Source organism: Burkholderia sp. Ac-20345 (assembly GCF_017104825.1).
GTDB lineage: Bacteria > Pseudomonadota > Gammaproteobacteria > Burkholderiales > Burkholderiaceae > Burkholderia > Burkholderia lata_B.
This window is the reverse complement of the sequence record NZ_JAAGPO010000305.1, coordinates 1-8,007: the sequence shown is the minus strand read 5'-3', so window position 1 is coordinate 8,007 and position 8,007 is coordinate 1. Positions and strand designations below refer to the sequence as shown.

Below are 8,007 nucleotides of genomic sequence, written 5' to 3'. Positions count from 1 at the left end.
GGCATGAACGGTTCGAGCGTCGTGCACGCGGCGAGCCCGCGCGGAAACGCGGTCGTGACCGTCGCGGTGGTCTTGCCGGGCAGGCCCGCGGTCTGCTGCTGCAGGAACGCGAGGGCCGCGCGGCGGATCGACTCGGGATCCTGCTGGCCGGGCGGCGTCGCGGGCTGGGCCGCGTTGGCGGCATTGGCCGCCGGGGCCGGGTTCGTGGAAACCGGTGCGGTGCGCGGCGCCGGCGCGGCTGACGCGGCGCGGGCCGCCGCCAGGCGCGCGGCGATCGCCGGCTGCGGGGCCGGCCGTGCGGTCTTCGATGCGGGCTCGGCGGTGCCGGCGACGACCGTCGCGATCGCGTGCGGATTGGGGGCGCGCGGCGCGCCGTATCCGGCGCCTTCGTTCGCACGGGCGGCGGCGTAGGCGGGGCGAGGCGCAGGGGCTGGCGCGGGAGCCGGCGGCGGGACGGTCGTCACGACCATCGTGCCGGCCGGTTGTGCCGCGTAGCCGGTGCCGGACGCGCCGGCGGCGGCGCCCGTGCCGCTCGTCGCGCGACCCGTGTCCGGCGCCAGGCCCGAACCCGGCGCCATCGCCGCATTCCCGCCGAACTGCCCGCCGTTCGCCGCATTGGCATGCGCGAGCGCGGTTTCGGCCGTCTCGCCGCGTCCCGGAATCACGATCATCCCGTCGTCCGCGTGCGCGGCCGGGGCGGCGGTCCACAGCGCCGCGGCGAGCGCAAACGCACGCCGGACGTGCGTGAGCCGCCCGTTCCTGCCGCGAAGTGCGTTGCCAGTCATCGCCGTATCCCCGATCCGTTGCTCCGCTTCGCATTCTAGGGAGCGGGGCCGTCGCGCAAACGATGAATAGAGGGGGCCTTTGCCGCGTTATTCGCCCGATTGCCGGTTGCGTCGGACGCCTACCATCGCTGTCATGGAAAAAAGCCTCTCGGGTCGCCATCCGGCGCGAGGGGCGTGCAGCGCTTCATACGGAGAGAGGCACACATGCTGGACAAACTCGATGCGGAATTCGCGTTCGGCCGACAGGCGCTGGACGTGCGTGCCTACCGGCAGGAACTGCTGTCGTCGAACATCGCGAACTCCGACACGCCCGGCTACCAGGCCCGCGACGTCGATTTCGCGTCGACGCTCGCGCGCTCGCTGAAGCAGACGGGCGGCGGCCTCGCGCCGAGCAACGCCGCGCAACTGCCGATGGCGCAGCCGGCCGGCGTGACGAGCGGCATGTCGATGGTGTCGACGGCGGCGGGCCACATGGCCGGCACCGCGAAGCTGATCCCGACGGGCGGCCCGTCGGACGACTACGGCCGTGCGCAATACCGGATGCCGCTGCAGCCGGCGCTCGACGGCAACACGGTCGATCTCGACGTCGAGCGCGTGCAGTTCGCGAACAACGCGCTGCACTACCAGACCGGGATGACCGTGATGACCCAGCAGATCAAGGCGATGATCGCCGCGATCACGACGAACCAGTGACGGCGCGCATCGCCTCCGAATCCGAGCAAAAGGAGCTTCCATGCCTTCGTTGATGAACATCTTCGGCGTCGCTGGCTCGGCGCTGTCCGCGCAGTCGCAGCGCCTGAACGTCACCGCGTCGAACCTGGCGAACGCCGACAGCGCGACCGGCCCCGACGGCAAGCCGTACAAGGCCAAGCAGGTCGTGTTCGCGACCGACCCGATCGGCGGCGCGCGCACCACGTCCGGCCAGGGCGTGGGCGGCGTGCGCGTGACGAAGGTGATGGACGACCCGTCGCCGATGAAGTCGACCTACGACCCGTCGAACCCGTCCGCCGACGCGAACGGCTACGTGCAGATGCCGAACGTCGACCCGGTGCAGGAGATGGTGAACATGATCTCGGCGTCGCGCTCGTACCAGGCCAACGTCGAGACGCTGAACACCGCGAAGACGCTGATGCTCAAGACGCTGACGATCGGCTCGTAAGCCGCGCGCCGACCGACCTTACAGACCCGAAAGTTTCGACAGAAGGCCACCCAGGATGACTTCCTCCAGCACGACGATCGGCAGCAACGGCACCAACGTGTCGAACCTGCCGACCGACACGATGAACACCAACAAAGTGTCGTCGACCAACGGCACGTCGGCGAGCGACCTGCAGGCGACGTTCCTGAAGCTGCTCGTCACGCAGTTGCAGAACCAGGACCCGACCAGCCCGGTCGACAGCTCGCAGATGACGTCGCAGCTCGCGCAGATCAACACGGTGAGCGGCATCGCGCAGTTGAACACGTCGCTCACGTCGCTGTCGACGCAGCTCACGGCCGGCCAGCAGACGCAGGCCGCGCTGCTGATCGGCACGAACGTGCTCGCGCCGGGCAACGCGGTCGCGGTGAAGAGCGGCGCGGCGTCGCCGTTCGGCGTGTCGCTGTCGAGCGCGGTGTCGAACCTGACGATTACCGTGAAGAACGCGGCGGGCACCGTGGTGAACACGATCAACGCGGGCGCGCAGTCGGCCGGCACCGTGCCGTTCAACTGGACGCCGACCGACTCGGCCGGCAACGCACTGCCGGACGGCAAGTACACGGTCAGCGCGTCGTACACCGACAGCAACGGCACGCCGCAGCCGGCCACGACGCTCGCGGCGTCGACCGTGCAGAGCGTGATCAAGCAGGCGGACGGCACGGCGGGGCTCGTGCTGTCGAACGGCACGACGGTGGGGCTGACCCAGGTTGCATCGATTTTCCCGAACACCGCGTCGTCTTCGTCCGGCAGCGGCACCACCTCCAACTGATACTGATCGAGCAATCTCGAAACGGAGACCGAAATGGGTTATCAACAGGGTCTGAGCGGCCTCTCGGGTGCATCGAACGCGCTCGACGTGATCGGCAACAACATCGCGAACGCGAACACGGTCGGCTTCAAGTCGAGCACCGCGCAGTTCGCGGACATGTACGCGAACTCGGTCGCGACGTCGACCAACACGCAGATCGGTATCGGCACGTCGCTGAACGCGGTGGAGCAGAATTTCGGCCAGGGCACGATCAACACGACGAACTCGTCGCTCGACGTCGCGATCAATGGCAACGGCTTCTTCCAGATGTCGAACAACGGCGTGACGACGTACTCGCGCGACGGCACGTTCCAGCGCGACAAGAACGGCTACATCATCGACTCGCAAGGCCGTAACCTGATGGGCTACGCAGCCAACAACGGCGGCGTGGTCAACACCGCGCAGACCGTGCCGCTGCAGGCGCCGACGACCAACATCGCACCGACCGCGACGACCAAGATCTCCGCGCAGTTCAACCTGAACTCGCAGGACACGGTGCCGACCAAGACGCCGTTCAGCGCGACCGACAACACGACGTACAACTACTCGACGTCGATCCAGGTGTACGACTCGCTCGGCGGTTCGCAGGCGGTCAACATGTACTTCGTGAAGTCGGCGGCCGGCACGTGGGAAGCGTACGCGGGCGTGCAGGGCGGCGCCACGACCGACCTCGGCACGGTCAACTTCAATTCGTCGGGCACGATCCAGAGCACGACCACGGGCACGCCGCCCACGCCGACCACGTCGGTCGGCCAGTTCCAGTTCACCGTGCCGAACACCGACGGCTCGGCGACGCCGCAGAGCCTCACGCTCGACCTGACCGGCACGACGCAGTACGGCGGCAAGGACGGCGTGAACAACCTCGCGCAGGACGGCTACGCGAGCGGCACGCTGACGACCTACACGATCGGCGCCGACGGCAAGCTGACCGGCAACTACTCGAACGGCCAGACCGCCGTGCTCGGCCAGATCGCGCTCGCGAACTTCAACAACCCGAACGGGCTGGTGAACCTCGGCGGCAACCAGTATGCGGAAAGTTCCGCGTCGGGCGTGCCGCAGATCTCGGCGCCGGGCAGCACGAACCACGGCACGCTGCAGGGCAGCGCGCTGGAAAACTCGAACGTCGACCTCACGTCGCAGCTCGTCAACCTGATCACCGCGCAGCGCAACTACCAGGCGAACGCGCAGACGATCAAGACGCAGCAGACCGTCGACCAGACGCTCATCAACCTGTAAGCGCGGATAACGGGCAGCCATGGACCGACTGATCTACACGGCGATGACGGGTGCGTCGCAGTCGCTCGACCAGCAGGCGATCGTCGCGAACAACCTCGCGAACGCGTCGACGACGGGCTTTCGCGCGCAACTCGCGACCTATCGCGCGGTGCCGATGAACTTCGGCGACGGCAGCACGATCGACCCGACGACGACGCGCACCTACGTGCTCGCATCGACGCCCGGCGCCGACTACGCGCCGGGTCCGATCACGCGCACCGGCAACCCGCTCGACGTCGCCGTGCAGGGCGCGGGCTGGCTGGCGGTGCAGGCGGCCGACGGCAGCGAGGCGTACACGCGCGCCGGCAACCTGCACGTCGACCAGAACGGCCAGCTCGTCAACGCGAGCAACCTGCCGGTGGTCGGCAACGGCGGCCCGATCTCGGTGCCGCCGAACGCGGAAGTGACGATCGGCAAGGACGGCACGATTTCCGCGCTGATGCCGGGCGACCCGCCGACGGCGGTCGCGATCGTCGACCAGATGAAGCTCGTCAATCCCGATCCGACCACGCTCTCGCGCGGCAACGACGGGTTGTTCCGCACCGCCGACGGCAATCCGGCCGACGCCGACCCGAACGTGGTCGTCGCGCCGAATTCGCTCGAAGGCAGCAACGTCAACCCGGTGAGCGCGATGGTCGCGATGATCGACAACGCGCGCGCGTTCCAGCTTCAGTCGAAGCTGATCCAGACGGCCGACCAGAACGAGCAGTCGGCGAACCAGCTGCTCAATTTCAGCTGAGCGCCCGCGCCAGCCCACGCAGGAGACCTTACAAGTGAACCGTTCGCTCTACATTGCCGCCACCGGCATGAATGCGCAGCAGGCGCAGATGGACGTGATTTCGAACAACCTCGCGAACACCAGCACGAACGGCTTCAAGGCGTCGCGCGCGGTGTTCGAGGATCTGCTGTACCAGACCATCCGCCAGCCCGGCGCGAACTCGACACAGCAGACCGAGCTGCCGTCGGGCCTGCAGCTCGGCACCGGCGTGCAGCAGGTTGCGACCGAGCGCCTGTACACGCAGGGCGGCCTCACGCAGACCGGCAACTCGAAGGACGTCGCGATCAACGGCGCGGGCTTCTTCCAGGTGGTGATGCCGGACGGCACGAACGCGTACACGCGCGACGGCTCGTTCCAGACCAACGCGCAGGGCCAGCTCGTCACGTCGAGCGGCTACCAGATCCTGCCGGCGATCACGATCCCGCAGAACGCGACGTCGCTGACGATCGGCAAGGATGGCGTCGTGACGATCACGCAGGCGGGCTCGACCAATTCGGTGCAGATCGGCTCGCTGCAGGTCGCGACCTTCATCAACCCGGCCGGTCTTGAAGCGCGCGGCGAGAACCTGTTCTCCGAGACGACGTCGTCGGGTGCGCCGAACGTGTCGCAGCCGGGCCTGAACGGCGCGGGCACGCTCAGCCAGAACTATGTCGAAGCGTCGAACGTGAACGTCGTGCAGGAGCTCGTCAACATGATCCAGACGCAGCGTGCCTACGAGATCAACAGCAAGGCCGTGACGACGTCCGACCAGATGCTGCAGACCGTCACGCAGATGAAGAGCTAACCGGAACACCCGTCGTCGCCATGAAGCAGGTTCGCCTCCTCCCGTCAGCCACCGTCCGCGCCGCATGCGCGGTCGCGGTGGCGGCGCTCGCCGCCGGTTGCGCGCAGATTCCGCGCGATCCGATCATCCAGCAGCCGATGACGGCGCAGCCGCCGGCGCCGATGTCGATGCAGGCGCCCGGCTCGATCTACAACCCCGGCTACGCGGGGCGGCCGCTCTTCGAGGATCAGCGGCCGCGCAACGTCGGCGACATCCTGACGATCATGATCGCGGAGAACATCAACGCGACCAAGTCGTCGGGCGCGAACACGAACCGGCAGGGCAACACCGACTTCAACGTGCCGACGGCCGGCTTCCTTGGCGGGCTGTTCGCGAAGGCGAACCTGTCGGCGACCGGCAACAACAAGTTCGCGTCGACCGGCGGCGCGAGCGCGGCGAACACGTTCAACGGCACGATCACGGTGACCGTCACCGGCGTGCTGCCGAACGGCAACCTCGTGGTCAGCGGCGAGAAGCAGATGCTGATCAACCAGGGCAACGAATTCGTGCGCTTCTCGGGCGTCGTCAACCCGAACACGATCTCGGGCGCGAACTCCGTCTACTCGACGCAGGTCGCCGACGCGAAGATCGAATACTCGGCGAAGGGCTATATCAACGAAGCCGAGACGATGGGCTGGCTGCAGCGCTTCTTCCTCAACATCGCGCCGTGGTGATGACGATGCAGAAGACGCTTCTCGACCACCTGTCGGCCCGCGCGCATGCCGCCGTGCGGCTCGCCGTCGCGTTCGCGGCCGTGGCTTGCATGTTCGGTGCGGCCCCGGCGCACGCGGAACGCCTGAAGGATCTCGTGCAGATCCAGGGCGTGCGCGACAACCCGCTGATCGGCTATGGCCTCGTCGTCGGCCTCGACGGCACGGGCGACCAGACGATGCAGACCCCGTTCACGACGCAGACGCTCGCGAACATGCTCGCGAACCTCGGCATCTCGATCAACAACGGTTCGGCCAACGGTGGCGCGTCGCAGCTGAGCAACATGCAGCTGAAGAACGTCGCGGCCGTGATGGTGACCGGCACGCTGCCGCCGTTCGCGCGGCCGGGCGAGGCGCTCGACGTCACCGTGTCGTCGCTCGGCAACGCGAAGAGCCTGCGCGGCGGCACGCTGCTGCTGACGCCGCTGAAAGGCGCGGACGGCCAGGTCTATGCGCTCGCGCAGGGCAACATGGCGGTCGGCGGTGCCGGCGCCAGCGCGAACGGCAGCCGCGTGCAGGTGAACCAGCTCTCGGCCGGCCGGATCGTCGGCGGCGCGATCGTCGAGCGCAGCGTGCCGAACGCGATCGCGCAGATGAACGGCGTGCTGCAGCTGCAACTGAACGACATGGACTACGGCACCGCGCAGCGGATCGTGTCCGCGGTCAACTCGAGCTTCGGCCCGGGCACCGCGACGGCGCTCGACGGCCGCACGATCCAGCTCGCCGCGCCGGCCGATTCGGCGCAGCAGGTCGCGTTCATGGCGCGGCTGCAGAACCTCGACGTCAGCCCGGACAAGGCCGCGGCGAAGGTGATCCTGAACGCGCGCACCGGCTCGATCGTGATGAACCAGATGGTCACGCTGCAGAGCTGCGCGGTCGCGCACGGCAACCTGTCGGTCGTCGTCAACACGCAGCCGGTCGTGTCGCAGCCGGGGCCGTTCTCGAACGGGCAGACGGTGGTGGCGCAGCAGTCGCAGATCCAGCTCAAGCAGGATAACGGCGCGCTGAAGATGGTGACGGCCGGCGCGAATCTCGCCGACGTCGTGAAGGCGCTGAACACGCTCGGCGCAACGCCTGCGGACCTGATGTCGATCCTGCAGGCGATGAAGGCCGCCGGCGCGCTGCGCGCCGACCTGGAGATCATCTAAATGGCAGCCAGTCTCCCGAACGCGAACGACCTCACGCAGCGTTTTGCGCTCGACGTGCAGGGTTTCGACGCCCTGCGCGCGCAGGCGAAGCAGTCGCCGCAGGCCGGTGCGAAGGCGGTCGCCGGCCAGTTCGACGCGATGTTCACGCAGATGATGCTCAAGAGCATGCGCGACGCATCGCCCGACGGCGGGCTGTTCGATTCGCATACGTCGAAGATGTACACGTCGATGCTCGACCAGCAGCTCGCGCAGCAGATGTCGACGCGCGGGATCGGCGTGGCCGACGCGCTGATGAAGCAGCTGCTGCGCAATGCGGGGCAGGGCGCGGGCAGCGAAACGGCGGCCGACGTCGGCGCGGCCGGCCTGGGCGCGGACGGCTTCGGCGCGTCCGGTAACGAAGGCGGTCTCGCCGCGATGAACGCGATGGCGAAGGCCTACGCGAACTCGGCCAACAACGGCGGGCTCGCCGGCACGCGCGGCTACTA

At 68.1% G+C, this 8,007-nt stretch carries 9 protein-coding genes and 1 pseudogene; 9 read left to right on the top strand and 1 reads right to left on the bottom strand.

What is annotated here, in order from left to right; translation table 11 throughout:
* A pseudogene (locus G3O06_RS49455) lies at positions 1-785 on the bottom strand (flagellar biosynthesis protein FlgA); the annotation flags it as partial.
* A gap of 204 nt (positions 786-989) precedes the next feature.
* Between G3O06_RS49455 and flgB the strand changes: the two are divergent.
* The 9 genes from flgB to G3O06_RS44935 all read left to right on the top strand — a co-directional run.
* Positions 990-1,478 carry a flagellar basal body rod protein FlgB gene (flgB, locus tag G3O06_RS44975; RefSeq protein ID WP_174918197.1) on the top strand — a complete coding sequence of 163 codons (489 nt, stop codon included), beginning with the start codon at positions 990-992 and terminating at the stop codon, positions 1,476-1,478.
* A gap of 40 nt (positions 1,479-1,518) precedes the next feature.
* The gene (gene flgC / locus G3O06_RS44970) at positions 1,519-1,944 is read left to right on the top strand and encodes a flagellar basal body rod protein FlgC (protein ID WP_174918196.1); all 426 of its coding nucleotides are present in this window, start codon (positions 1,519-1,521) and stop codon (positions 1,942-1,944) included.
* 55 nt (positions 1,945-1,999) lie between these two features.
* Positions 2,000-2,749, top strand: a complete 750-nt coding sequence (locus tag G3O06_RS44965; RefSeq protein WP_174918195.1) for a flagellar hook assembly protein FlgD — start codon at positions 2,000-2,002, stop codon at positions 2,747-2,749.
* Between the two features lie 33 nt (positions 2,750-2,782).
* Positions 2,783-4,024 (top strand): flagellar hook protein FlgE, encoded by a 1,242-nt coding sequence (gene flgE / locus G3O06_RS44960; RefSeq protein WP_174918194.1) that lies wholly within the window; start codon positions 2,783-2,785, stop codon positions 4,022-4,024.
* 19 nt (positions 4,025-4,043) lie between these two features.
* The gene (gene flgF, locus G3O06_RS44955) at positions 4,044-4,802 is read left to right on the top strand and encodes a flagellar basal-body rod protein FlgF (protein WP_174918193.1); all 759 of its coding nucleotides are present in this window, start codon (positions 4,044-4,046) and stop codon (positions 4,800-4,802) included.
* Between the two features lie 34 nt (positions 4,803-4,836).
* Positions 4,837-5,625, top strand: coding sequence for a flagellar basal-body rod protein FlgG (flgG, locus tag G3O06_RS44950; protein ID WP_174974445.1), 789 nt, complete (start codon positions 4,837-4,839; stop codon positions 5,623-5,625).
* Positions 5,626-5,645: 20 nt separating this feature from the next.
* Positions 5,646-6,338, top strand: a complete 693-nt coding sequence (flgH, locus tag G3O06_RS44945) for a flagellar basal body L-ring protein FlgH (RefSeq protein ID WP_174974447.1) — start codon at positions 5,646-5,648, stop codon at positions 6,336-6,338.
* Complete coding sequence (locus G3O06_RS44940; protein WP_174918190.1) at positions 6,338-7,522, top strand: flagellar basal body P-ring protein FlgI; 1,185 nt, start codon at positions 6,338-6,340, stop codon at positions 7,520-7,522. Before flgH ends, G3O06_RS44940 begins: the two co-directional genes overlap by 1 nt.
* Positions 7,523-8,007, top strand: a 485-nt coding sequence (locus tag G3O06_RS44935; protein WP_205819935.1) for a rod-binding protein, incomplete at its 3' end; no start/stop codon positions are given.

Excerpts from the sequence above, each read along its gene's own strand:
- flgH (WP_174974447.1), top strand. The coding sequence starts at position 5,646 with ATGAAGCAGGTTCGCCTCCTCCCGTCAGCCACCGTCCGCGCCGCATGC.
- flgB (WP_174918197.1), top strand. The coding sequence starts at position 990 with ATGCTGGACAAACTCGATGCGGAATTCGCGTTCGGCCGACAGGCGCTG.
- G3O06_RS44965 (WP_174918195.1), top strand. The coding sequence starts at position 2,000 with ATGACTTCCTCCAGCACGACGATCGGCAGCAACGGCACCAACGTGTCG.
- G3O06_RS44940 (WP_174918190.1), top strand. The coding sequence starts at position 6,338 with ATGACGATGCAGAAGACGCTTCTCGACCACCTGTCGGCCCGCGCGCAT.
- flgF (WP_174918193.1), top strand. The coding sequence starts at position 4,044 with ATGGACCGACTGATCTACACGGCGATGACGGGTGCGTCGCAGTCGCTC.
- flgE (WP_174918194.1), top strand. The coding sequence starts at position 2,783 with ATGGGTTATCAACAGGGTCTGAGCGGCCTCTCGGGTGCATCGAACGCG.
- flgC (WP_174918196.1), top strand. The coding sequence starts at position 1,519 with ATGCCTTCGTTGATGAACATCTTCGGCGTCGCTGGCTCGGCGCTGTCC.